Annotated in this window: 17 protein-coding genes and 1 pseudogene; 10 read left to right on the top strand and 8 right to left on the bottom strand. The window is 68.6% G+C overall.

Annotated features, from left to right (window positions below; genetic code table 11):
- Together scpB and D588_RS0123525 are read right to left on the bottom strand one after the other, a co-directional pair.
- On the bottom strand, positions 1-556 hold a 556-nt coding region (gene scpB, locus D588_RS0123530; RefSeq protein ID WP_017917741.1), incomplete at its 3' end, for an SMC-Scp complex subunit ScpB.
- A 22-nt stretch (positions 557-578) separates the two neighbouring features.
- On the bottom strand, positions 579-1,520 hold the full coding sequence (locus tag D588_RS0123525; RefSeq protein WP_017917740.1) for a ScpA family protein: 942 nt from the start codon (positions 1,518-1,520) through the stop codon (positions 579-581).
- 373 nt (positions 1,521-1,893) lie between these two features.
- On the opposite strand from D588_RS0123525, the gene D588_RS0123520 reads away from it, so the two are divergent.
- The 9 genes from D588_RS0123520 (at position 1,894) to D588_RS0123480 (ending at position 15,351) form a co-directional block, all read left to right on the top strand.
- Positions 1,894-2,193, top strand: coding sequence for a YciI family protein (locus tag D588_RS0123520; protein ID WP_017917739.1), 300 nt, complete (start codon positions 1,894-1,896; stop codon positions 2,191-2,193).
- The gene (locus tag D588_RS0123515) at positions 2,190-2,474 is read left to right on the top strand and encodes a BolA family protein (RefSeq protein WP_017917738.1); all 285 of its coding nucleotides are present in this window, start codon (positions 2,190-2,192) and stop codon (positions 2,472-2,474) included. The genes D588_RS0123520 and D588_RS0123515 overlap by 4 nt, the downstream gene beginning before the upstream one ends.
- A gap of 234 nt (positions 2,475-2,708) precedes the next feature.
- Positions 2,709-3,722 carry a LacI family DNA-binding transcriptional regulator gene (locus tag D588_RS0123510; protein ID WP_017917737.1) on the top strand — a complete coding sequence of 338 codons (1,014 nt, stop codon included), beginning with the start codon at positions 2,709-2,711 and terminating at the stop codon, positions 3,720-3,722.
- 105 nt (positions 3,723-3,827) lie between these two features.
- Positions 3,828-6,800, top strand: coding sequence for a TonB-dependent receptor (locus D588_RS0123505; protein ID WP_017917736.1), 2,973 nt, complete (start codon positions 3,828-3,830; stop codon positions 6,798-6,800).
- Between the two features lie 136 nt (positions 6,801-6,936).
- Positions 6,937-8,517 (top strand): glucoamylase family protein, encoded by a 1,581-nt coding sequence (locus D588_RS0123500; protein ID WP_173003417.1) that lies wholly within the window; start codon positions 6,937-6,939, stop codon positions 8,515-8,517.
- 44 nt (positions 8,518-8,561) lie between these two features.
- Positions 8,562-9,824 (top strand): sugar ABC transporter substrate-binding protein, encoded by a 1,263-nt coding sequence (locus tag D588_RS0123495; RefSeq protein WP_232764360.1) that lies wholly within the window; start codon positions 8,562-8,564, stop codon positions 9,822-9,824.
- Positions 9,821-10,702 carry a sugar ABC transporter permease gene (locus tag D588_RS0123490; RefSeq protein WP_010342668.1) on the top strand — a complete coding sequence of 294 codons (882 nt, stop codon included), beginning with the start codon at positions 9,821-9,823 and terminating at the stop codon, positions 10,700-10,702. Before D588_RS0123495 ends, D588_RS0123490 begins: the two co-directional genes overlap by 4 nt.
- Positions 10,699-11,535, top strand: coding sequence for a carbohydrate ABC transporter permease (locus D588_RS0123485; protein WP_017909683.1), 837 nt, complete (start codon positions 10,699-10,701; stop codon positions 11,533-11,535). Before D588_RS0123490 ends, D588_RS0123485 begins: the two co-directional genes overlap by 4 nt.
- A 699-nt stretch (positions 11,536-12,234) precedes the next feature.
- Entirely contained in the window at positions 12,235-15,351 is a 3,117-nt protein-coding gene (locus D588_RS0123480; protein ID WP_026144040.1) for a discoidin domain-containing protein, read from the top strand.
- Between the two features lie 122 nt (positions 15,352-15,473).
- Here D588_RS0123480 and D588_RS0123475 read toward each other — a convergent pair whose 3' ends face one another.
- The 5 genes from D588_RS0123475 to zwf form a co-directional block, all read right to left on the bottom strand.
- Positions 15,474-16,154 carry a bifunctional 4-hydroxy-2-oxoglutarate aldolase/2-dehydro-3-deoxy-phosphogluconate aldolase gene (locus D588_RS0123475; RefSeq protein WP_017917733.1) on the bottom strand — a complete coding sequence of 227 codons (681 nt, stop codon included), beginning with the start codon at positions 16,152-16,154 and terminating at the stop codon, positions 15,474-15,476.
- 76 nt (positions 16,155-16,230) lie between these two features.
- The gene (gene edd / locus D588_RS0123470; RefSeq protein ID WP_017917732.1) at positions 16,231-18,147 is read right to left on the bottom strand and encodes a phosphogluconate dehydratase; all 1,917 of its coding nucleotides are present in this window, start codon (positions 18,145-18,147) and stop codon (positions 16,231-16,233) included.
- A gap of 153 nt (positions 18,148-18,300) precedes the next feature.
- Entirely contained in the window at positions 18,301-19,020 is a 720-nt protein-coding gene (gene pgl, locus D588_RS0123465; RefSeq protein WP_017917731.1) for a 6-phosphogluconolactonase, read from the bottom strand.
- A complete protein-coding gene (gene glk / locus D588_RS0123460) occupies positions 19,017-20,024 on the bottom strand; it encodes a glucokinase (protein WP_017917730.1) in 1,008 nt (335 codons plus the stop codon). The genes pgl and glk overlap by 4 nt, the downstream gene beginning before the upstream one ends.
- On the bottom strand, positions 20,021-21,457 hold the full coding sequence (gene zwf, locus D588_RS0123455; RefSeq protein ID WP_026144039.1) for a glucose-6-phosphate dehydrogenase: 1,437 nt from the start codon (positions 21,455-21,457) through the stop codon (positions 20,021-20,023). Before zwf ends, glk begins: the two co-directional genes overlap by 4 nt.
- Positions 21,458-21,898: 441 nt before the next feature.
- Between zwf and ugpC the strand changes: the two genes are divergently transcribed.
- Complete coding sequence (gene ugpC / locus D588_RS0123450; protein ID WP_017917728.1) at positions 21,899-23,023, top strand: sn-glycerol-3-phosphate ABC transporter ATP-binding protein UgpC; 1,125 nt, start codon at positions 21,899-21,901, stop codon at positions 23,021-23,023.
- 26 nt (positions 23,024-23,049) lie between these two features.
- On the opposite strand, the pseudogene D588_RS26025 reads toward ugpC, so the two are convergent.
- A pseudogene (locus D588_RS26025) lies at positions 23,050-23,321 on the bottom strand (folate-binding protein); the annotation flags it as partial.

Here is a 23,321-nt window from a genome sequence, read left to right as displayed (position 1 = left end):
GGTCCAGCGGCAGCTGCGGCTCCAGTTCGCCGATGTCCTTGAGTTCGGACAGCGGCGGCAGTTCGTCCAGGCGCTTGAGCCCGAAATAGTCCAGGAAGGTCTTGGTGGTACCGAACAGCGCCGGCTTGCCCGGTACGTCGCGGTGCCCGACCACGCGGATCCACTCGCGCTCTTCCAGCGCCTGGATGATGTTGCTGCTGACCGCCACGCCGCGCACCTGCTCGATCTCGCCGCGGGTGATCGGCTGCCGGTAGGCGATCAGCGCCAGGGTCTCCAGCGTGGCGCGGGTGTAGCGGGTCTTGCGCTCGGTCCACAGCCGCGCCACCCAGGCGTGCACGTCGCTGCGCACCTGGTAGCGGAACCCGGAGGCGACTTCGACCAGTTCCACACCGCGGCCCTCGCAGGCCTCGCGCAGCAGTTCCAGCGCGCGCTCGATGCTGCCTGGCGGCGCGGGTTCCTCCTCCGGGAACAGGCCGTGCAACTGCGCCAGCGGCAACGGCTGGTTGGCGGCGAGCAGGGCGGCCTCGACGATGCGGTTGATCAGCGCTTGATCCATGCGGGGGCGGGTTCTCGGTGGCTCAGGTGGTGGCGTCGGCGGCGTCGCTGTCGTCGAACTCGCTGTTGAACTGCAGCGGCGCGTTGGTGTTGCCCAGTGCCAGCGACTTGACGTAGATCGGCGGCATCGGCGGCCGCTCGGTGGCCTCGGCGGGGACGTGCGCCAGCGGCTCCTGGACGATGTCCAGCAACTGCTCCTTGGCCAGTTCCAGCAGCGCCAGGAAGGTGACCAGCACGCCCAGCTTGCCTTCCTCGGCACTGAACAGCGATTCGAAACGGTGGAACTTGCCGTCGTCCAGACGGCCCAGCACGTCGCCCATGCGCTGGCGCACGCTCAGCGCCTCGCGCTTGATCGCGTGGCCGCTGAACAGCTCGGCGCGCTTGAGCACGTCGTACAGCGCCAGCAGCATTTCCTTCAACTCCACCGGCGGCGGTAGCTTGACCGCGGCACGGTCCGGCACATGGGCGTGCACCGGGGTGGTGTCGCGGTCCTGCCGCGGCAGCGCGTCGATGTCCTCGGCCGCCTGCTTGAAGCGTTCGTACTCCTGCAAGCGGCGGACCAGTTCGGCGCGCGGGTCCGTTTCCTCGCCGTCCTCGGCCGGCGGCCGCGGCAGCAGCATCCGCGACTTGATCTCGGCCAGGATCGCGGCCATCACCAGGTATTCGGCTGCCAGTTCGAAGCGCAGCTCCTGCATCACGTTGATGTAGTCCACGTACTGCCGGGTGATCTCGGCGACGGGGATGTCCAGGATGTCCAGGTTCTGCCGGCGGATCAGGTACAGCAGCAGGTCCAGCGGGCCTTCGAACGCATCCAGGATCACTTCCAGCGCATCCGGCGGGATGTACAGATCCTGCGGGATCTGCAGTACCGGCTGCCCATGCACGACCGCCAGCGGCATTTCCTGCTGCTGTGGCGGGGTCGTCTGGGTTGGCGGGTTCGCGTCGAGCGCGAGTTCGGAAGTCATCGGTTGGACATCGGTGTTGCGGTAGCGAAGGGCCGGGCAGGCGCGACCCGGCGCGGCTCCTTGCCGGCAGTGCTGCGGTTCAATGGCGCGTCGTCCCCGCAACGCGCTCGGTACTTCAACAAGACACACGACGCACGCCACGCGTGTCGTGGCGGCGGGAACTGCAGAGGAGGACGTCTGCGCGGGCGGTGTCAGGCAGCGAATCGGTCGTCGGAAGGGGCTTGGGGTCGCCGATCACCGACGGGCCGCTGCATCCGGCCGCGTGCAATACGACCAAGGGTAATGCGCCGGCGGGGTCGGTGTCCAGCGCCGCCGTGCCAGGGCAGGTTCTACAATGACAGGTCTTTGGATAGGCAACGAGGGCGGAGACGCGATGTGGTACGTGATCGAGGGGTACGACGTGGCCGATGCGCTGCCGCGGCGGGCGGCGGCGCGGCCGGCGCATCTGCAGCGGCTGACCGCATTGCAGGAAGCCGGGCGGCTGTTGTTGGCCGGGCCGTGCCCGGCGATCGACGCCGAGGATCCGGGTCCGGCCGGCTTCAGCGGCAGCCTGGTGGTGGCCGCGTTCGACTCGCTGGCCGAGGCGCGGGCCTGGGCCGAGGCCGATCCCTATGTGGAGGCCGGTGTCTACGCGCGGGTCGAGGTACGGCCGTTCCGCAAGGTGCTGCCATGAGCCAGGTCGGCGCCGAGCGGGTGGCGCGGATCCGCGCCGCGCTGGAGGCGGCGTTCGCGCCGCAGGCGCTGGAGGTGGAGGACGACAGCCATCGCCATGCCGGCCATGCCGGCGCGCGCGACGGCCGGGGACATTTCAATGTACGGGTGGTCAGTCCGGCCTTTGCCGGCATGGGGCCGCTGGCCCGACACCGCGCCGTCTACGCGGCGCTGGGCGAGATGATGCAGACCGATATCCATGCGCTGTCGATCCGCGCCGAGGTGCCGGGCACGGGCGGCTGACACCCGCCGGCGACGGCTGCCGCCGGTCCAAACAGGAGTATGCACCCCGGGAAAAAGCGGAATCTGCACCTGGATTATGCTGCATTGCGGCACGATTCCGACCGGTTTCTCATTATTCAAGTGGCTGAAAAATAAGGCGTTTATTGCAAAAATAACAAAGGGCTTCTGCCTCGCGCTGAAAACGATTACAGTCCGCGCCAGTTTCTCAAGGTCTCTGCCGCGGAGGGCGGCACGATGGCGAAGAGCGCGGTTACCATCAAAGACGTCGCACGCGAGGCCCGGGTTTCCGTGGCCACCGTGTCGCGTGCGCTCAATGGCCACGAGAACGTGGCCGCACCGGTGCGGACCCTGGTGCTGGAAGTGGCCGAGCGCCTGCGCTATAGCCCGCATGCGGCGGCGCGCAGTCTCAGCAGCCGCCGTACCCAGACCCTGGGCGTGGTGCTGCCCGACCTGTACGGCGAATTCTTCTCCGAACTGATCCGCGGCATCGACGGTGCCGCCCGCGCGCGCCGCCAGCACCTGCTGGTGTCCAGCTACCACGGCGACCCGGAAGAGCAGGGGCGGGCGCTGCGGGCGATGCGCGGCCGCGTCGACGGCCTGCTGGTGCTGTCGCCGTATGCCGAGCGCCCGGGCTTTCTCACCGACAACCTGCCGCAGGCGTTGCCGACGGTGTTGATCAACACCCACCTGCCGGGCACCGAATATCCGGTGCTGAGCATCGACGACCACGCCGGCGCGGTGGCGATGACGGAGCACCTATTGGCGATGGGGCATCGCCGCATCGCCTTCATCGGCGGTCCGGAACTGAACTTCGACGCGCGCGAACGCCTGCGCGGCTTCCGCGACGCCGTGGCACGCCATTCCGGCGAAGCGCATGGCCAGGAGTTCCCGGGCGACTTCGACGAAGCCTCCGGCTATCGCGCCGGACAGGCGATGCTGCAGGCCGACACGCTGCCCGATGCGGTGTTCGCCGCCAACGACATGACCGCGCTCGGCTGCCTCTACGCCTTCACCCAGAGCGGCGTGCGCGTGCCCAACGACATCGCGTTGGCCGGCTTCGACGACATTCCGCTGGCGCGTTTCGTTCACCCGTCTCTCACCACCATGCGCGTCAGCATCGCCGGGCTTGGTGAGCAGGCGATGCACCGCCTCCTGCAATTGATCGATCGGCCCGACGCGGACGACCGGCAGCGGCAGACCCTGGTTCCTACGTTGGTCGTGCGCGATTCCAGCACGGCCCGTTCCTGATGCGACGCACTTTTCTGCGCCGCATCGCTTGTTCCACTTCGTTCCATCGAAGCACCACGCACCACCCATAACGAGCATCACGTCTTCCTGGAGGGAAAACCCCACATGCAACACACCCCGCACTCCGCCCGGCCCACGCGCAAGCTGTTGAGCTGCGCCCTCGCCAGTTGTCTGCTGCTGGGCGCCGCGCCGGCATTCGCGCAAAGCACCGGTGCCACCATCCGCGGCCAGGTCAAGGTCGATTCGGCGCCGGCCGCGTCCGCGCAGGTCACCGCCACCAACCTGGCCACCGGTCTGAGCCGCAGCGTGCAGACCAGCAACGGCACCTATTCGGTCGGCGGTCTGCCGCCGGGTTCCTACCGCATCGACGTCACCGCCGACGGCAAGACCACCTCGCAGAACGTCACCGTGCAGGTCGGCCAGACCGCCACCCTGGATCTGGGCGTGGGCGGCGAAGCGGCCACCGCCAACGGGCAGGGCGCGACCACGCTCGACGCGGTGCAGGTGCAGGCGCCGCCGGTGCTGGTGGAAACCCGTACCTCGGAGAACGCTACCTACATCTCCAACGCGCAGATCGAGAAGCTGCCGCAGGCCACGCGCAACTTCCTTGAACTCGCCGACAGCGTGCCGAGCGTGCAGTTCCAGCGCGACGCCAAGGGCAACACCACGGTGCGCTCCGGCGCGACCTCGGCCAACGGCACCAACGTCTACATCGACGGCATCAGCCAGAAGAACTACGTGCTGACCGGCGGCGTCAGCGGCCAGGATTCCAGCCGCGGCAACCCGTTCCCGCAGTCGGCGATCGGCGAGTACAAGGTCATCACCTCCAACTACAAGGCCGAGTTCGACCAGGTCAGCAGTGCGGCGATCGTCGCCTCGACCAAGTCCGGCACCAACGATTTCCACGGCAGCTTCTTCTGGGATACGACCAACGACGACTGGCGTGCCGAAAGCCCGCTGGAGCGCAAGGCCGGCCAGCGCGACGACTTCTCCGAGACCCAGTACGGCGCCACCTTCAGCGGCCCGATCCTCAAGGACCGCGCGCACTTCTTCGTGGCCTACGAGGCCAAGGAATACACCACGCCGAACACGGTGATCCCGGGCGGCATCTACGCCGACCGCGTCGACCAGCTGCCGGCGCAGCTGCAGCCGCTGGTCGCCACCTACAGCACGCCGTTCAAGGAAGACCTGTACTTCGGCAAGATCGACTGGACCCTGGGCGACAACAACCTGTTCGAGTTGACCGGCAAGTACCGCAAGGAAGACGAGCTGTCGGACATCGGCAACACCACCACCTACCAGCACGGCAGCAGCAACGGGCAGAAGGAAAAGCGCGCCAACCTGCGCTGGCAGTACAGCGGCGAGGCCTTCCTCAACGATCTGAACCTGAGCTACGAGAGCGCATTCTGGACCCAGACCCCGCTCACCGACGGCAGCGGCTACGTGCTGTCCTATGTGCCGCAGGCCGGCAACGAGACCACCATCCTCAGCGCCGGCGCCGGTAGCAGCTTCCAGAACAAGGGCCAGAAGGGCTGGACCCTGCAGGACGACCTGACCCTCAACAGCCTCGATTGGCACGGCAGCCACACCATCAAGATGGGTCTGAAGTACAAGGACATCCAGCTCGATTCGACCCAGATCAATCCTGCCAATCCGCAGTACTACTACAACATCCTCAGCGATGTCGGCACCCCGTACCGGGTGCGCTTCGGCGACACCGGCGACGGCGGTTCGGTGCAGTCGCAGAACAAGCAGTACGGCATCTACCTGCAGGACGACTGGGAGGTCAACGAGCACCTGACCCTGAACCTGGGCGTGCGCTACGACTACGAGAAGACCCCGTCGTTCCTCGACTTCGTCACCCCGGCCGACGTCGCCAGCGCGTTGCTGAACTGGCGCAACCTGGACAACGCCAACTACGACATCGCCAACTACATCAGCACCGGCAACAACCGCAAGGCGTTCAAGGATGCCTGGCAGCCGCGCCTGGGCTTCTCCTACGACCTGTTCGGCGACCAGGCGCACGTGATCTACGGCGGTGCCGGCCGTGCGTACGACCGCAACCTGTTCGACTACCTGGCGCTGGAGCAGCTCAACAACAACTTCCGCTCCTACAGCTACTACTTCAGCAGCGCAAACACGCCGTGCCTCGGCCAGCCGTGCGTGGCATGGGACCCGAGCTATGCGACCCAGGCCGGCCTGAACGGGCTGGCGGCCTCCACCACCGCCGGCACCGGCGGCGGCCGCGAGGTGTACCTGATCGACAACAACATCAAGGTGCCGTACTCCGACCAGTTCAGCCTGGGCATGCGCAACATGCTGCATTTCTGGGGCAACGACTGGTACACGGACGTGACCCTGAGCCGCATCGTCAGCGAGGACGGCTTCGTGTTCCTGCGCGGCAACCGCCGTGCCGACGGCTCGTTCTTCCTGCCCGGCACCACCTCCGGCGTGCCCACCGATTCGCCCAACGGCTACAGCGCGATCGTGCTCGGCACCAACGGCCTGAAGACGCGCAACAACCAGCTGGCGCTGAAGCTGGACAAGCCCTACGACAAGGAGTCCGGCTGGGGCCTGACCGTGGCCTACACCTTCTCCGACGCGAAGGAGAACCGCCAGTACGGCGAGCACTATGCGCTGGACCAGCCGTCGATGGCCGGCTACGGCTGGCGTGAGGCCGGCGGCATCCCGAAGAACCGCCTGGTGGTCACCGGCATCTACGATCTGCCGTACGACGTCACCCTGTCGGCCAAGCTGTCGCTGGCCAGCCAGACCCCGCGCTACGGCACCAACTGCCTGGCGGGCAACGACCAGTGCTATATCATTCAGTACAAGCCGGACGCCACGCTGGGCTACAAGGAATTCAGCCTGGCGGCGAACAAGGAATGGGATACCGGGTCGGGCATCAAGTTCAACGTGCGCGCCGATGTCATCAATCTGTTCAACTGGACCAACTACGCGGACTACAACACCGCAACCGGAACGTACGCCGATCTGAATACGGCGTTCGGTACGCCGAACGGCGTGCTCGCCTCGCCGATGCGGACGTTCAAGCTGTCGTTCGGCTTGAACTGGTAAGCAAGGTCGCCGCGGCTCCCGTGCACCGGGGGCCGCGGCGATGCGGAAGTGGGGTATTTTTTGCGTGCATGTAAACGATTTCACGGGGGGCACGATGAAGAAGCAGCGCAGGTTCATCAGGTTTTCGTTGATGGTGATGGCAGCAGGGGTGCTGCTGACGGCGTGTAAGAAGGTCGAGGAGCCGAAGGCGGTGGAGAAGAAGCCGGTGCAGGTGATCCTGGTCGAGGCGGAACTGCCGCCCAAACCGCTGAAGCCCGAGCTGCCGCAATTGTTCAGCGACATCGAGCGGCGCACTTTCCAGTTCTTCTGGGACACCACCAACGACACCAATGGCCTGACCCCCGACCGCTTCCCGTCGCGTCCGTTCGCCAGCATCGCGTCGGTGGGCTTCTCGCTGACGGCGTATCCCATCGGCATCGAGAACGGCTGGATCAGCCGGACCCAGGCGGTGGATCGCACCCTGACCACGCTGAAGTTCTTCCGCGATGCGCCGGTCGGCCCGCAGCGCACCGGCAAGGCCGGCTACAAGGGCTTCTATTACCACTTCCTGGACATGCAGAACGGCCACCGTTACGACAGCTGGGTGGAGCTGTCGAGCGTGGATACCGCGCTGCTGATGATGGGCGTGCTGTTCGCGCAGTCGTACTACGACGGCGACGACCCGCGCGAGAAGGAGATTCGCGAGATCGCCGACACGCTGTACCGGCGCGTGGACTGGACCTGGCTGCAGCAGCGCGATCCGCTGATCTCGATGGGCTGGTTCCCCGAAAGCGGCTTCATCAGCCACGACTGGATGGGCTACAACGAAGCGATGATGCTGTACGTGCTGGCCTTGGGATCGCCCACCCATGCGGTGAGCCCGGATGCGTGGACGGTGTGGACCCGCACCTACAACAACGACTGGGGCGTGTACTACGGCCAGGAATACCTGTCGTTCGGGCCGATGTTCGCGCACCAGTACAGCCATGTCTGGATCGACTTCCGCGACATCCAGGACCAGTACATGCGCGAGCGCGGCATCGACTATTTCCTCAACAGCCGCCGCGCGGTGCTGGCGCAGCGCGAGTACGCCATCGCCAATCCGATGAAGTGGAAGGACTACGGCGAGAACGTGTGGGGCCTGACCGCCAGCGACGGGCCGCAGAACACCGAGCAGGAGTATCGCGGCGAACAACGCCAGTTCCGCCACTATTCCTCGCGCGGCGCCGGCCTGCGCGAGAACTTCGACGACGGCACCATCGCGCCGACCGCGGCGGTGGCCTCGCTGGTGTTCGCGCCGGAAGTGGTGATTCCGGCCACCGAGGAGATGCACAAGCGCTACGGCGACTTCATCTACTCCAGCTACGGCTTCCTGGATTCGTTCAACCCCAGCTTCAACTACGATATCCCGCTCAAGACCGGGCGCGTCGTGCCCGGACGCGGCTGGGTCTCCAGCGACTACATCGGCATCGACCAGGGCCCGATCCTGACCATGATCGCCAACTACCGCAACGAGTTCGTCTGGAACGTGATGAAGAAGAACAAGTACATCCGCACCGGACTGGAGCGCGCCGGCTTCAGCGGCGGCTGGCTGACTCCGGAGGGCGAGGCGCAGCCGGTGCCGAAGAAGGACGAGCAGGCCGCCGCGGCGCGGGCGATCGGCATCGCCGAGTCGCGCGCCGCCGCTGCGCAGGCGCAACAGAACCCCGACCAGCGCCAGCCGCAGAAGCCCGAATGAGCGCAGCACGCATGATCGGTCGTTGGGTGTCGCTGGGCTTGCTGATGGTGGCCGTGTGCGGGTGCGCGCGCGCGCCGCAGGGCGAGGTGGTGCGGTTCTGGGCGATGGGCCGCGAGGCCGAGGTGGTGGCCGAGCTGATCCCGGAGTTCGAGAAGGAGAATCCCGGCATCCACGTGGACATCCAGAACATCCCGTGGACCGCCGCGCACGAGAAGCTGCTGACCGCCTTCGCCGCCGACGGCCTGCCGGACGTGTGCCAGCTGGGCAACACCTGGATCCCGGAATTCGCCGAACTGGGCACGCTGCAGCCGCTGCAGCCCTATGTCGACCGCTCCAAGGTGGTCGACCCGAAGGACTACTTCCCCGGCATCTGGGACACCAGCGTCATCGATGGCCAGCTCTACGGCATCCCCTGGTACGTGGACACGCGCCTGCTGTTCTATCGCAAGGACATGCTGCGCGACGCCGGGGTGACCAAGCTGCCGCAGACCTGGGCCGAGTGGGAGCAGGCGATGGCGGCGGTGAAGAAGCATGTCGGGCCGAAGCGCTACGCCATCCTGATGCCGCTCAACGAGTTCGAGCAGCAACTGTCGCTGGGCCTGCAACTGCCCGATCCGCTGCTGCGCGACCACAACAACTACGGCAACTTCGAAAGCCCCGGCTTCCGCAAGGCGCTGGCGTTCTACGCCAACATGTTCGACCAGGGCTGGGCGCCGAAGATGTCGGAGACGCAGATCTCCAACGTCTGGGACGAGTTCTTCAACGGTTTCTACGCGTTCTACATCTCCGGCCCGTGGAATATCCGCGAGTTCCGCAAGGTGCAGCCGGCTGCGCTCAAGGACCAGTGGGGCACCATGCCGCTGCCGGGCCCGGACGGCCCCGGCGCCGGCATCGCCGGCGGCACCAGCCTGGTGATCTTCCGCAAGTCCGAGCACAAGGACGCGGCGTGGAAGCTGATCGAGTTCCTGTCGCGGCCGCAGATCCAGGCGCGCTTCCACGCGCTGATCGGCGACATGCCGCCGCGGCGCAGCACCTGGGCGTATCCGTCGCTGGCCGACGATCCGCTGGCGCACGCCTTCCGCGATCAGTTGGAGCGGGTCAAGCCGGCACCGAAGGTGCTGGAGTGGGAGCGTATCGTGCAGGAGATGCGGCTGGCCACCGAGCGCGTGGTGCGCGGCGGCGAGCCGCAGGAGAAGGCGATGCGGGAACTGGACAAGCGGGTCGACGAGATCCTGGAGAAACGCCGCTGGATCCACCAGCAGCACCGCGAAGGCACGGCGGCGCCGGCCACGGGAGCGGCGCCATGAAGCGCGGTTCCCTGATCGGCTGGCTGTTCGCCGGCCCGGCGCTGATCGTGATCGGCGTGTTCTTCGGCCTGCCGGTGCTGTCGGCGCTGGCGCTGAGCGTCACCGACTTCGACCTGTACTCGCTGGCCGACCGCCACAACCTGCGCTTCGTCGGCTTCGGCAACTACATCGAGTTGCTGCAGACGCCGATGTTCTGGAAGTCGCTGTGGAACACCACGTACTTCGTGATCGTCGGCGTGCCGCTGTCCATCGGCGCCTCGCTGGGCGCGGCGTTGCTGCTGAACGCGCCGGTGGCGCGCTTCAAGGCGCTGTTCCGCACCGCGCTGTTCGCGCCGGTGGTGACCACGCTGGTGGCGGTGGCGGTGATCTGGCGCTACCTGTTCCACACCAGCTACGGCTTGGTCAACTACGGCCTGGCGCACCTGGGCATCGGCCCGATCGACTGGCTCGGCGACCCGCACTGGGCGATGCCGACCATCATGCTGTTCGCGGTGTGGAAGAACTTCGGCTACAACATGGTGATCTTCCTCGCCGGCCTGCAGGCCATCCCGCAGGACCTGTACGAGGCCGCGCGCATCGACGGCGCCTCGAAGTGGCGGCAATTCCTGCACATCACCCTGCCGATGCTGGGGCCGGTGCTGCTGGTGGTCGGGGTGATCACCGTGTCCGGCTACTTCCAGCTGTTCGCCGAACCCTACGTGATGACCCGCGGCGATCCCCTGCAGAGCACGGTCAGCGTGCTGTATTACATGTTCGAGGAAGGCTTCAAGTGGTGGAACCTCGGCCGCGCGTCGGCGGTCGCGTTCCTGCTGTTCCTGATCATCCTGGGAGTGACGACGGTGATGCTGCGCTTCGGCCGCAAGAGGGACCTGGTATGAGCCGGGAGATCGGCGCCTCGCGCTGGAACACGCTGCTGGTCAACGGCGGGCTGCTGCTGCTCGCCGTGATCAGCCTGGCGCCGCTGTTGTGGATGGTGTCGGTGTCGTTCATGCCGGCCGGGCAAGCGAGTCGTTTCCCGCCGCCGATGCTGCCCACCGGCGCCACCCTGGCCAACTACGGCGAGCTGTTCTCGCGCACCGGCATGGCCCGCAACTTCGCCAACAGCCTGCTGGTGTCGTGCGCGATCACCTTCGGCTCGCTGCTGATCAACACCATGGCCGGCTATGCCTTCGCCAAGCTGCGCTTCGTCGGCAAGGAACGGATCTTCCAGATCCTGCTGGCGGCGCTGGTGATCCCGGCGCAGGTGGCGATGCTGCCGCTGTTCCTGCTGATGAAGCAGCTGCACCTGGTCAACAACTTCGGCGGCGTGGTCGTGCCGGCGCTGGCGACGGTGTTCGGCATCTTCCTGGTGCGCCAGTACGCGCGTTCGATCCCGGACGAGCTGCTGGAAGCCGCGCGCATCGACGGTGCCGGCGAGCTGCGGATCTTCTTCCAGATCGTGCTGCCGATGCTCAAGCCGGTGCTGGTGACGCTGACCATCTTCACCTTCATGGCCGCGTGGAACGACTTCATGTGGCCGCTGATCGTGCTGACCGACCAGGAGCACTACACCTTGCCGGTGGCGCTGGCGGCGCTGTCGCGCGAGCACATCATGGACGTGGAGATGATGATGGCCGGCGCGGTGGTCACGGTGGTCCCGGTGCTGGCGCTGTTCCTGGCGCTGCAGCGCTACTACATCCAGGGCCTGCTGCTCGGCAGCGTGAAGGGGTGAGGCGCAACGCTTGCGCGCCACTGGCGCGCGTTGCGCCGAACGCCCGGCCATGGATGGCCGGGCCGGGTCGTCCGGAGCCGATCGGTTGCGCCAGGGATGGCATGGGAAACAGGCGAGTGCGGCGACGCGCTTGCGAGCCACTGGCTCGCGCGTTCGTGAACGCCTGGCCATGGATGGCCAGGCCGGACGATCTGGTGTGGGATGGTTGCGCCATGGACGGCAGCAGTGAAGCGGAACATCGAGCGCCACTGGCGCGCGTTGCGCCGAACGCCCGGCCACGGATGGCCGGGCCGGGGTGTCCGGAGCCGATCGGTTGCGCCAGGGACGGCATGGGAAAGAGGCGAGTGTGGCGACGCGCTTGCGAGCCACTGGCTCGCGCGTTCCCGAACGCCCGGCCACGGATGGCCGGGCCGGACGTTCTGGTGTGGGATGGTTGCGCCATGGACGGCAGCATCGATGCGGAACATCGAGCGCCACTGGCTCGCGCGTTCCCGAACGCCCGGCCATGGATGGCCAGGCCAGACGTGTAGGAGCGGCGTCAGCCGCGACAACATGCAAGGCGATGCCGTGGGGCGCCGATGGGTGCGATGCCCGCTGGGATGCACAGACACATACAAGCAGACACGCAACGAAACGACAGCGACGGGGAAGGCGATGAGGGACAGGATGGCGATGACGTGCGCACGCGCGATGCTGGCGATGCTGGGGCTGGCGGCCGCCCAGGTGGTCGCCGCGCCGCCGACCTCCACGGTGACGCTGGACAGCTTCAACGATCTGGACAAGTGGCAGATCGTCGTCTCCAACCAGGTCACCGCCTCGACCCGGCTGGTGCAGGCGCCCAGCGGCGGCCGCGCCAAGGCGCTGTGCCTGGACTACGACTTCAACGGCGTGTCCGGCTATGCCGGGATCCGCCGCAGCGTGCCGATCGAGTACCCGGACAACTACCAGTTTTCGTTCCAGCTGCGCGGCGAGTCGCCGAGCAACGACCTGCAGTTCAAGCTGGTCGACGCCAGCGGCGACAACGTGTGGTGGGTCAACCGGCCGCGCTACGACTTCCCCACGCAGTGGAGCACGGTCACCTACAAGAAGCGGCAGATCGACAAGGCCTGGGGACCGAGCCCGGAGAAGGAGCTGACCCGCAGCGCACAGATCGAGTTCACCATCTACAACCAGGTCGGCGGCGCCGGCACGGTGTGCTTCGATCAGCTGACCCTGACCCCGTTGCCGCCGCAGGACACCTCGCCGCTGACGGTCAAGGTCAACACCGATACCGCGCCGGCGCTGGAGCAGCGCATCGCCGACGGCAAGCCCGACACCGTCTGGTACAGCGGCAACGCCAAGACCCAGACGGTGATGCTGGACCTGGGCAAGGTGCGCGAGTTCGGCGGCGCCAAGGTGCAGTGGGCGCCGGGCGTCTATGCCTCGCGCTACACCGTGCAAGGCTCGGCCGACGGGCGCAGCTGGCGCGAGTTGCGCAGCGTGACCGCCGGCAACGGCGGCACCGACTGGCTGGCGCTGCCGGAAACCGAGGCGCGCTACGTGCGTTTCGACCTGCAGGACGGCCCCAGCTTCCGTTACGGCATCGCCGACATCACGCTGCAGCCGCTGGCCTTCGCCGCCACCCAGAACGACTTCATCAAGTCGGTGGCGGCGCAATCGACCCGCGGCTGGTTCCCGCGCGGCTTCAGCGGCGAGCAGCCGTACTGGACCATCGTCGGCCTGGATGGCGGCCGCGAGCAGGGCCTGGTCGGCGAGGATGGCGCGATCGAGGTGGGCAAGGGCGGCTTCAGCATCGAGCCGTTCCTGCTGCTGGACGGCAAGCGCCTGAGTTGGGCCGACGTCAAGACCGCGCAGAGCCTGCAGGACGACTACCTGCCGATTCCCAGCGTGGACTGGACCCACGACAACGCCGCGCTGCGCGTGACCGCCTTCGTGCAGGGCGAGCCGGAGCAGGCGCAACTGGTGGCGCGCTACCGGCTCAGCAACCCGGGCAAGCAGCCGCACGATTACACCCTGGCGCTGGCGGTGCGTCCGTTCCAGGTCAATCCACCCAGCCAGTTCCTCAACACCGTCGGCGGGGTCAGCCCGATCCGCTCGCTGGCCTTCGCCGGGACGCAGGTGCAGGTCAACGGGCAGCCGCGGGTGTTCGCGGTGCAGAAGCCGGACGCCGCCTACGCCAGCGCGTTCGACGCCGGCATGGACGTCGAACGGCTGAGCACCGACGCCAGCGGCCTGCCGCAGCAGGCGCAGGATCCGGACGGACTGGCTTCCGGCGCGTTGCTGTACCGCGGGCGCCTGGCCCCGGGCGAGGTGCGCGAGGTGGCGCTGGTGATCCCGCAGACCGGCAACGCCGGCGTGCCGGCAGGCTTCGACGCGGCGCGCGCGCAGCAGCAGGTCGCCGCGCAGTGGCACGAGAAGCTGGACCGCGTGCAATTGCACGTGCCGGCGCAGGGCAAGGCGGTGACCGACACGCTGCGCACCGCGCTGGCGCACATGCTGATCTCGCGGATCGGGCCGCGCCTGCAGCCGGGCACGCGTTCGTACTCGCGCAGCTGGATCCGCGACGGCGCGATGATCTCCGAAGGCCTGCTGCGGCTGGGCCGCGCCGACGTGGTGCGCGAGTACGTGGAGTGGTATGCGCCGTACCAGTTCGCCAACGGCATGGTGCCGTGCTGCGTGGACGACCGCGGCAGCGATCCGGTGCCGGAGAACGACAGCCACGGCGAGCTGATCTACAGCGTCGCCGACTACTACCGCTACAGCGGCGACCGCGCCTTCCTGGAACAGATGTGGCCGCACGTGCTCGGCGCGTACACCTACATGGAGCAGCTGCGGCTGAGCGAGCGCACCGACGAGAACCGCGCGCGCAACGCGGCCTTCTACGGGATGATGCCGGTGTCGATCAGTCACGAAGGCTATTCGGCCAAGCCGATGCACTCGTACTGGGACAACTTCTGGGCGCTGCGTGGCTACAAGGACGCGGTGAGCATCGCCGCCGAACTCGGCCGCATCGACGATGCCGCGCACTTCGCCGCCTCGCGCGACCAGTTCCGCCAGGACCTGTACGCCTCGCTGGACGCGGCCACCCAGCAGCACCACATCAATTTCCTGCCGGGCTCGGCGGAGCTGGGCGATTTCGATCCGACCTCGACCACCATCGCGCTGGCGCCGGGCGGCGAGCAGGGCCGGCTGCCGCAGGCGCTGCTCGACAACACCTTCGAGCGCTACTGGAGCGAGTTCGTCGGCCGCCGCGACGGCACCCGCGAGTGGAAGGACTACACGCCGTACGAGTGGCGCAACGTGTCGGCGTTTGTGCGCTTGGGCTGGCGCGAGCGCGCGTGGGAGGCGACGCAGTTCTTCTTCAAGGACCGCACGCCGCAGGCGTGGAACCAGTGGGCCGAAGTGGTCTCGCGCACGCCGCGCAAGCCGTTCTTCCTCGGCGACCTGCCGCATGCCTGGGTGGCCTCGGACTTCGTGCGCTCGGTGCTGGACATGTTCGCCTACGCCCGCGACGTCGACGACAGCCTGGTGCTGGCCGCCGGCATCCCCGCCGACTGGTTCGACGGCAAGGGCGTGGCGATCGAGCAGTTGCGCACCCCGCAGGGCCCGCTGAGCTACCAGCTGCGCCGGCAGAAGAACCGCCTGCTGCTGAACATCCCCGAGGGCCTGCGCATGCCCAGCGGCGGCCTGGTGCTGCCTTGGCCGTACCCGGGCGAACCGGGCCGCACCCTGGTCAACGGCGAGGCGGCGCAGTGGGAGCACGGCGAACTGCGCATCCACGCGTTGCCGGCGGATGTGCAGATCGAGGTGCGGTGAGGCCGGGAATCGGGAGTGGGGAATCGGGAATCGCAACAGCAAAAGCAAAAGCAAAAGCGCCGGCATGCCGGCGCTTTTTTTGCTTCTGGAGTCCTGAGCTGTGAGAGCCGAGGTTCGGGCTTTTACCGATTCCCGATTCCCGAATCCCGATTCCCGGCTTCACGCACGATCGCCGCCGCCTTCGCCGAGCTCTCGCGCACCTTGTCCCAGGCGCCGTCGGCCAGCCAGTCCTTGGGCACCATCCACGAGCCGCCGATGCAGACCACGTTGGGCTGGGCCAGGTATTCGGCGGCGGTGCTCTCGCCGATGCCGCCGGTGGGACATAGCTTGAGTTCGGCCAGGGGGCCGGCCAGGCCCTTGAGCATCGCCAGGCCGCCGACGGCCGAGGCGGGGAACAGTTTGCACACGCGGAAGCCGCGCTCCATCAGCGCCAGCAGTTCGCTCGGGGTGGCCGCGCCCGGCACCACCGGCAGCGGCGCCTGCGCCAGGGCGTCGGCCAGGGTCGGGGTGGTGCCCGGGGTGACGATGAAGTCGGCGCCGGCGTCGATCGACTGCTGCAGCTGGATGGCGTTGAGCACGGTGCCGGCGCCGATCACGATGTCCGGCAGTTCGCGCTTGAGCATCGCCAGCGCGTCCATCGCCACCGGCGTGCGCAGGGTCAGTTCGATCGCCGGCAGGCCGCCTTCGAGCAGCGCGGCCGACACGCGGCGCGCTTCTTCCAGGGTGTGGACGGTGACGACGGGCAGGATGCCGGCCGCGCGCAGCAGCTGTTCGGCCTTGGTCTGGTGTTCGGCGATGGTCATGGGCGTCTCGGTTGCGAAGGGGGCGAGGCCCCGGCCGCGCACGGCCAGGGCGGGGGAGGGCGAACGGCGGCGCCGGTCAGGCGTCCTTGGCTTCGTGCGGCGCGGCGGCGGCCTCGGCGTCGCGGCCCAGGTCGTACTCGGCGTCGTAGTTCCACAGGTCGCCGTCGGCGGCCGGCGGGCCGCAGGAGATCGACAGCGCACCCTGGTCGGCCGGGCCGACCATGCGGCGGTTGAGCCCGAACAGGTTGCGACCCAGATCGTGCGCGGCCGGCGCGGTGTTCGGCGCCAGCGGGCGTGCGGCCCACTCGGCGGCGTCCACCAGCACTTCCAGGGTGCCGGCCTCGCCGTCCAGGCGCACGATGTCGCCTTCGCGCACCCGCGCCAGGGGGCCGCCGCGCGCCGCTTCCGGGGTCACGTGGATGGCCGCGGGGAACTTGCCGGAGGCGCCGGACAGGCGTCCGTCGGTGACCAGCGCCACGCGCCGGCCCTGGTTCTGCAGCAGGCCCAGCAGCGGCGCCAGCGAATGCAGTTCCGGCATGCCGTTGGCCTGCGGGCCCTGGTAGCGCAGCACCACCACGAAGTCGTGCGGCAGCGCGCCGGCGGCGTGCAGCTTGTTCAGCGCCTGCGGCGCGTCGATCACCACGGCCGGCGCTTCGATGGTGCGGAACTGCGGCTTCACCGCCGACAGCTTGATCAGCGAACGGCCGAGGTTGCCGCGCAGCAGGCGCAGGCCGCCCTGCGCCTCGAACGGGTTGGACGCCGGGCGCACCACGGCCTCGTCGGCGCTCTTGGCCGGGCTCGGCACGTAGGCCAGCTTGCCGTCCTGCACGCAGGGCTCGTCGCCGTAGGCGCGCATGCCGCCCGGCACGATGGTGGCCAGGTCGTCGTGCATCAGCCCGGCGTCCATCAGCTCGCGGAACACGAAGCCGATACCGCCGGCGGCGGCGAAGTGGTTCACGTCGGCCTCGCCGTTCGGATACACCCGCGCCAGCAGCGGCACCAGCTGCGACAGTGCGTCCAGGTCGTCCCAGGTCAGCACGATGCCGGCCGCGCGCGCCACCGCCAGCCAGTGGATGGTGTGGTTGGTGGAACCGCCGGTGGCCATCAGCGCGACCACCGCGTTGACGATGGCGCGCTCGTCGATCAAGCGGCCCAGCGGACGGAAGTCGTTGCCCAGGGCGGTGATGCGCAGCGCGCGCTCGGTCGCCTGCTGGGTCAGCGCCTCGCGCAGCGGGGTGCCGGGGTTGACGAACGAGGCGCCGGGCAACTGCACGCCCATCGCTTCCAGCAGCACCTGGTTGGAGTTGGCGGTGCCGTAGAACGTGCAGGTGCCGGGGGCGTGATAGGACGCCGACTCGGCGGCCAGCAGCTCCTCGCGGGTGGCCTGGCCGGCGGCGTAGCGCTCGCGCACCTCGGCCTTCTGCTTGTTGGGGATGCCCGGGGTCATCGGCCCGGCCGGCACGAACACCGCCGGCAGGTGGCCGAAGGCCAGCGCGCCGATCAGCAGGCCCGGCACGATCTTGTCGCACACGCCCAGGTACAGGCTGGTGTCGAACATGTCGTGGCTGAGGCCGATCGCGGTGGCCTGGGCGATCACGTCGCGCGAGAACAGCGACAGTTCCATGCCCGGCCGGCCCTGGGTCACGCCGTCGCACATCGCCGGCACGCCGCCGGCCACCTGCGCGGTGGCGCCGAGCGCGCGCGCGGTGCTGCGGATGATCTCCGGGTAGTGCTCGAACGGCTGGTGCGCCGAGAGCATGTCGTTATAGGCGGTGATGATGCCGAGGTTGGGGGTGATCCCGCCTTCCAGCCGGCTCTTGTCGGTGGGGCCGCAGGCGGCGAAGCCGTGGGCGAGGTTGCCGCAGCTCAGGCGGCTGCGGAACGGACCGTCGCGCAGCGCGGCGTCGATGCCGGCCAGGTAGGCACGCCGCGACGGCGCACTGCGCTGGCGGATGCGTTCGGTGATCGCGTGGAGGGTCGGATGCAGGCTCATTGGCGGAAGTGGCTATGAAGGGGGGAATCGGGAAACGGGAATCGAAAGAGCGGGAAGCGGAAGAGCGGGAATCGGTAAGGGGAATCGGAAGAGCGGAAAAGCGTCAGCGCGCAGCCGTTGCCAATCCCCAATCCCGACTCCCCAATCCCCGCCTCACTCGCACCAATGCACGCGCAGGCGCGCACCCGGCGTGTCGAAGGCGACGCGGATCGGGTACTCGTGCGGATCGGTGCCGGCCAGCGCGCGCTCCAGCACCTCCAGCTTCTGCTTGCCGCGCAACAGCAGCATGCGCTGTCCGATCGGCGCCAGGCCGGCCGGGGTCAGGGTGATGCGCAGCGGCCAGGTGTTGGCGCCGGGGCAACCGGTGGCGTCGAGCGTGGCGTAGGGCAGCGGGTTGGCCAGGGCCTTGTTCAGGTCGGTGGCGCCCGGGAACAGCGAGGCGGTGTGGCCGTCGCCGCCCATGCCCAGCACCGCCATGCACGGGGCCGGGGCGTGCTGCGCGTGCAGGTTGGCCGCGTGCACGCAGTCCTGCAGCGGCTTGCCGACCCGCACCAGCGGTTCGAAGCGCGCCTCTTCGGCGCGGTCGAGCAGGCTGTGCCGGACCAGGTAAGCGTTGCTGTCGCTGTCCTGCGGCGACAGCCAGCGCTCGTCGACCAGGCCGACCTCCAGCTTCGACCAGTCCAGCGGCAACTCGGCCAGCGCCTGGTACACCGGCGCCGGGGTGGTGCCGCCCGACAGCAGCAGGCGCGCGCCGCCGCGGCGCTGGATCTCCTCGCGCAGCGCGGTGCCGATCTCGGCCGCCGCCGCGTCGATCCATTCGTCCGGATCGTCGTAGCGGATCAGCGTGATGCGGTCGGACAGCGTGGGGCTCATGCGATGGCTCCTGGGGATTGCCGCGCGGCGTCCACCGCGTAGGCGGCGGCGCCGAGCAGGCCGGGACGTGGGTGGATCACCGCCAGCGACGGCACTCGCGCCATGATCGACGAAAACCGGCCCTTGTGCTCGAAGCGCTGGCGGAACCCGGAATGCTGGATCGCGTCGAGCATCTTCGGCACCAGCCCACCGGTCAGGAACACGCCGTCCCAGGCGCCCTGCATCAGCACCAGGTCGCCGGCGATGGCGCCGAACACGGCGCAGAACACGTCCACCGTGCGCATCGCCCGGTAGTCGCCCTGCGCGGCGCGCGCGGTGATGTCCTCCGGCTGCAGCGGGCCCGGATCGTCGCCGGCGATCTCGCTGAGCGCGCGGTGGATATTGACCAGGCCGGGGCCGCAGATCAGGCGCTCGTTGGAGACGCGGCCGAACTGCTGCGAGAGCAGTTCCAGGATGCGGATCTCCTCCGGCGTGCCCGGCGGGAAGCTGACATGGCCGCCCTCGGTCTCCAGCGGGAAGCAGCGCCCGCCGCGCATCAGCAGGCCGCCCACGCCCAGGCCGGTGCCGGGGCCGATCACCCCGTAGTTGCGCGGCACCTCCACCGGCGACGGGGTCCAGCTGGCGCCGCCGACCTGGACCACGTCCTGCGGCCGCAGCAGGCTGATCGCCATCGCCTGCGCGGCGAAGTCGTTGATCAGGTGCAGTTCGTCGAAGCCGAGCATGGCGCGGGTGCGCGCCCGCGAGATCACCCACGGATGATTGGTGATGCGCGCCTCGTCGCCGTCGACGCGGCCGGCCACCGCGAAGGTGCCGCTGCGCGCGTCCACCCCGGTCTGTTCCAGGTAGTGGCGGGCGGCGTCGCCCAGCGACGGGAATTCCACCACCGCGTAGGTCTGGGTGCTGTCGTCGAGCAGCGGCACCGAAGCGTCGAGATCGGCGAGGGCGAAACGGGCATTGGTGCCGCCGATGTCGGCGACCAGCACCGGGCGCTGCGGCGCGCTCATTGCGCGACCTTCGGCGCGGCGCCGGACTGGTCGCAGGACACGTAGGCCTGCGCTTCCTCCGGCCCCCAGCTGCCGGCCGGGTAGGGCAGCAGCGGCAGGTGCGCCTGCGCCCAGGCGGCGCTGACGCTGTCGATCCAGGCCCAGGCGGCGCGGACTTCGTCGTCGCGCACGAACAGCGCATGGTTTCCGTTGAGCGCGTCGAGCATCAGCCGCTCGTAGGCGATGCGCCGGTGCAGGCCGGTGGGCACCGACAGTTCCAGCTCCAGCGGCTGCAGTTCCAGTGCGCCCCATTCCGGGCCGGCCAGGCTGCTCATCAGTCCCAGTTCGATGTTCTCCTGCGGCTGCAGCTGGAAGGTCAGCCGGTTCGGCGCCACCTGCTGCGCGGCCGGGCGCTCGAACAGCCAGTGGGTGACCGGCTTGAGCGTGACCACCACGCGGGTGGAGCGCTCGGCCAGGCGCTTGCCGGTGCACAGCCGGAACGGCACCCCGGCCCAGCGCCAGTTGTCGATGTAGGCGGTGACCGCGGCGAAGGTCTCCACGTCGCTGCCTTCCGGCGGTTGGTAGGCCTGCGCCGGCTGGCCGTTGATGGTGCCGGCGGTGTAGCGCCCGCGCACGCTGTCGCGGGCGGCATGCTCGGCGCTGAGCGGACGCAGCGCGCGCAGCACCTTGACCTTCTCGTCGCGGATGCGGTCGGCTTCCAGCGACGCCGGCGGCTCCATCGCCACCAGGCACAGCAACTGCAGGATATGGCTCTGCACCATGTCGCGCAGCGCGCCGGAGCGCGCGTAGTAGGCGTCGCGGCCGTCCACGCCCTCGCTCTCGGCGACCAGGATGTCCACCGACTCGATGTAGTTGCGGTTCCACACCGCTTCCAGCAGCGTGTTGCCGAAGCGCAGCGCGATCAGGTTCTGCACCGCGGCCTTGCCCAGGTAGTGGTCCAGGCGGAACACGCGGTCCTCGTCGATCAGCGCGCCGATCGCCTGCACGATCTCGCGGGCGCTGTCCGAATCGTGGCCGATCGGCTTCTCCAGCATCAGACGGTGCGGTGCGGCCAGGGCGCCGCCCAGGGCCAGGCCCTGGCAGGTGCTGATGTACAGCCCCGGCGGGATCGCCAGGTAGCTCACGCAGCGGCGCGCGGTCAGGTCGCGCACCGCGGCGGCCACCGATTCGGCATCGCGCAGGTCCACCGAGCGGTAGTCGATGCGCGCCAGCAGCGCCTGCACGATCGATTCGCCGATCTGCGGCATCGCCGCCTGCAGGCGCGGCTTGAGGATCTCGTGGAACTTGGCGGTGTCGTGCGGCGACAGCGCCAGTGCGCGGATGCGGAAGTCTTCCGGCAGGAAGCCGTCGTCGAGCATGCGCAGCAGCGAGGGGAACAGATAGCGCTGGGCCAGATCGCCGGTGGCGCCGAACAACAGGAAGGTATCGTGCATCGACCGGGTTTCGGTTTCGGGTGACATGGTGTCGATCACCTGGGGGCTAGGAGTGACGTGGCGTGGGAAAGCGAACGGCGGCGACGGCCTGTATCCGGCCGGTTCGGGCGAGGGCGTGACGCGGGAGGGCCGCCAGGCGGGAACGCACGATCCAGGAGATGAATACGACTGCCAGACCTCTGAGCATACCTCTCCAATGCCTCATGCTGCAGGTCGGCTGTCATCCCGCAGGATGACGGGCGCGCGCCGGATCGGCGGCTGGCGGATCGCATTGCATGCCCTCCCAGGCTCGATGTTGCCCCGTGAAAACGGTTACATGGCAGAATACCGCATCGCGATCCATTGTTGCCTGCGCGCGGGCATGATGCGACCCGAATTCGTATGCACTGCCCTCGGGAGGGACCGGCGGCAGCCCGTTCCTCACTGCCGGAAACCGGATACATGGCGAAAGTACAACTGGACAACATCCGCAAGGTCTACGACAACGGCCAGGTCGCCGTGCACGGGGCCAGTTTCGAAGTGGCCGACGGCGAACTGATGGTGCTGGTCGGGCCCTCGGGCTGCGGCAAGTCCACGCTGCTGCGCATGATCGCCGGCCTGGAAGAGATCAGCGGCGGCGAGCTGCGCATCGGCGAGCGCGTGGTCAACGAGGTGGCGCCGAAGGACCGCGACATCGCCATGGTGTTCCAGAGCTATGCGCTGTATCCGCACATGACCGTGGCCGAGAACCTGGCGTTCGGGCTCAAGCTGCGCGGCGAGAGCAAGGAGGTCATCCGCCAGCGCGTGGCCGCCGCCGCCGACACCCTGGGCCTGACCCCGATGCTGGACAAGCTGCCGCGCGCCATGTCCGGCGGCCAGCGCCAGCGCGTGGCGCTGGGCCGCGCGCTGGTGCGCGAGCCGGCGGTGTTCCTGCTCGACGAGCCGCTGTCCAACCTGGACGCCAAGCTGCGCCATTCTGTGCGCACCGAGATCGCGCAACTGCACCGCAAGCTCGGCACCACCATGATCTACGTCACCCACGACCAGGTCGAGGCGATGACCCTGGGCCAGCGCATCGTCGTGCTCAAGGACGGGCTGATCCAGCAGATCGACACGCCGATGGCGCTGTACGACCGCCCGGCCAACCTGTTCGTGGCCGGTTTCCTCGGCAGCCCGGCGATGAACGTGCTGCGCGGGCGGCTGGTGGAAGAGGGCGGCCTGCAGCTGCAGTTGCAGGACGGCGGGCGGGTGCCGCTGCCGGGTGCGCAGATCGCGCCGCAATGGCTGGGCCGGGAACTGGCGATCGGCGTGCGGCCGGAGCACCTGCAGCCCAGCGACGACGCGCAGGGCGGCTTCGAGGCCACCATCGAGGTGATCGAGCCGGTCGGCAACGAGATCTTCGTCAATCTCAGCCACGGCGCGCAGCCGCTGGTGATGCGGGTGGCGCCGCGCGCGCTGCCGGGCCTGGGCGAGCGCCTGCGGGTGGCGGTGCGCGGCGACGCGCTGCACTTCTTCGATGCCGAGAGTGGGGGGCGCCTGGAGGCGCGGGATTCGGGATTGGGGATTGGGGATTCGCAACAGCCGTAAGCGAAAGCTGGCGTTACGGCGCGCGCTCAGCGCGCCAGGCCGTCGATCAGGGGCTGCCACCGTGCGGGGTGGCCGTCGACGTCCAGTCCCGCCGGCGGCGCCTCCTCGAGCGGCAGCACTGCCAATGCCAGGGTGCCGGCGACGCTGACCACGCTGCCGAATGGCTGGCCGTCGCGCTGCACCGCTGCATCGATGGCGACGGGCGCATCCACTTCCAGTAACTGCACCGCGCGCTTGGCCTTGCCCAGGAAGTGGGTGCGGGCGACGATTTCCTGGCCGGGGTAGCAGCCTTTCTTGA

The organism is Xanthomonas sp. SHU 308, assembly GCF_000364645.1.
In the GTDB taxonomy this organism is placed as follows: Bacteria; Pseudomonadota; Gammaproteobacteria; order Xanthomonadales; family Xanthomonadaceae; genus Xanthomonas_A; species Xanthomonas_A sontii.
This window is presented reverse-complemented; position numbering and strand designations above follow the sequence as displayed.

Bases quoted from the DNA above. Each gene is read 5' to 3' on its own strand.
- glk (WP_017917730.1), bottom strand. From the start codon at position 20,024: ATGAGCGCGCCGCAGCGCCCGGTGCTGGTCGCCGACATCGGCGGCACC.
- D588_RS0123495 (WP_232764360.1), top strand. From the start codon at position 8,562: ATGGTGGCCGTGTGCGGGTGCGCGCGCGCGCCGCAGGGCGAGGTGGTG.
- edd (WP_017917732.1), bottom strand. From the start codon at position 18,147: ATGAGCCTGCATCCGACCCTCCACGCGATCACCGAACGCATCCGCCAG.
- D588_RS0123500 (WP_173003417.1), top strand. From the start codon at position 6,937: ATGGCAGCAGGGGTGCTGCTGACGGCGTGTAAGAAGGTCGAGGAGCCG.
- D588_RS0123525 (WP_017917740.1), bottom strand. From the start codon at position 1,520: ATGACTTCCGAACTCGCGCTCGACGCGAACCCGCCAACCCAGACGACC.
- D588_RS0123475 (WP_017917733.1), bottom strand. From the start codon at position 16,154: ATGACCATCGCCGAACACCAGACCAAGGCCGAACAGCTGCTGCGCGCG.
- D588_RS0123520 (WP_017917739.1), top strand. From the start codon at position 1,894: ATGTGGTACGTGATCGAGGGGTACGACGTGGCCGATGCGCTGCCGCGG.
- pgl (WP_017917731.1), bottom strand. From the start codon at position 19,020: ATGAGCCCCACGCTGTCCGACCGCATCACGCTGATCCGCTACGACGAT.
- zwf (WP_026144039.1), bottom strand. From the start codon at position 21,457: ATGCACGATACCTTCCTGTTGTTCGGCGCCACCGGCGATCTGGCCCAG.
- D588_RS0123510 (WP_017917737.1), top strand. From the start codon at position 2,709: ATGGCGAAGAGCGCGGTTACCATCAAAGACGTCGCACGCGAGGCCCGG.
- D588_RS0123480 (WP_026144040.1), top strand. From the start codon at position 12,235: ATGCTGGGGCTGGCGGCCGCCCAGGTGGTCGCCGCGCCGCCGACCTCC.
- ugpC (WP_017917728.1), top strand. From the start codon at position 21,899: ATGGCGAAAGTACAACTGGACAACATCCGCAAGGTCTACGACAACGGC.
- D588_RS0123485 (WP_017909683.1), top strand. From the start codon at position 10,699: ATGAGCCGGGAGATCGGCGCCTCGCGCTGGAACACGCTGCTGGTCAAC.
- D588_RS0123490 (WP_010342668.1), top strand. From the start codon at position 9,821: ATGAAGCGCGGTTCCCTGATCGGCTGGCTGTTCGCCGGCCCGGCGCTG.
- D588_RS0123515 (WP_017917738.1), top strand. From the start codon at position 2,190: ATGAGCCAGGTCGGCGCCGAGCGGGTGGCGCGGATCCGCGCCGCGCTG.
- D588_RS0123505 (WP_017917736.1), top strand. From the start codon at position 3,828: ATGCAACACACCCCGCACTCCGCCCGGCCCACGCGCAAGCTGTTGAGC.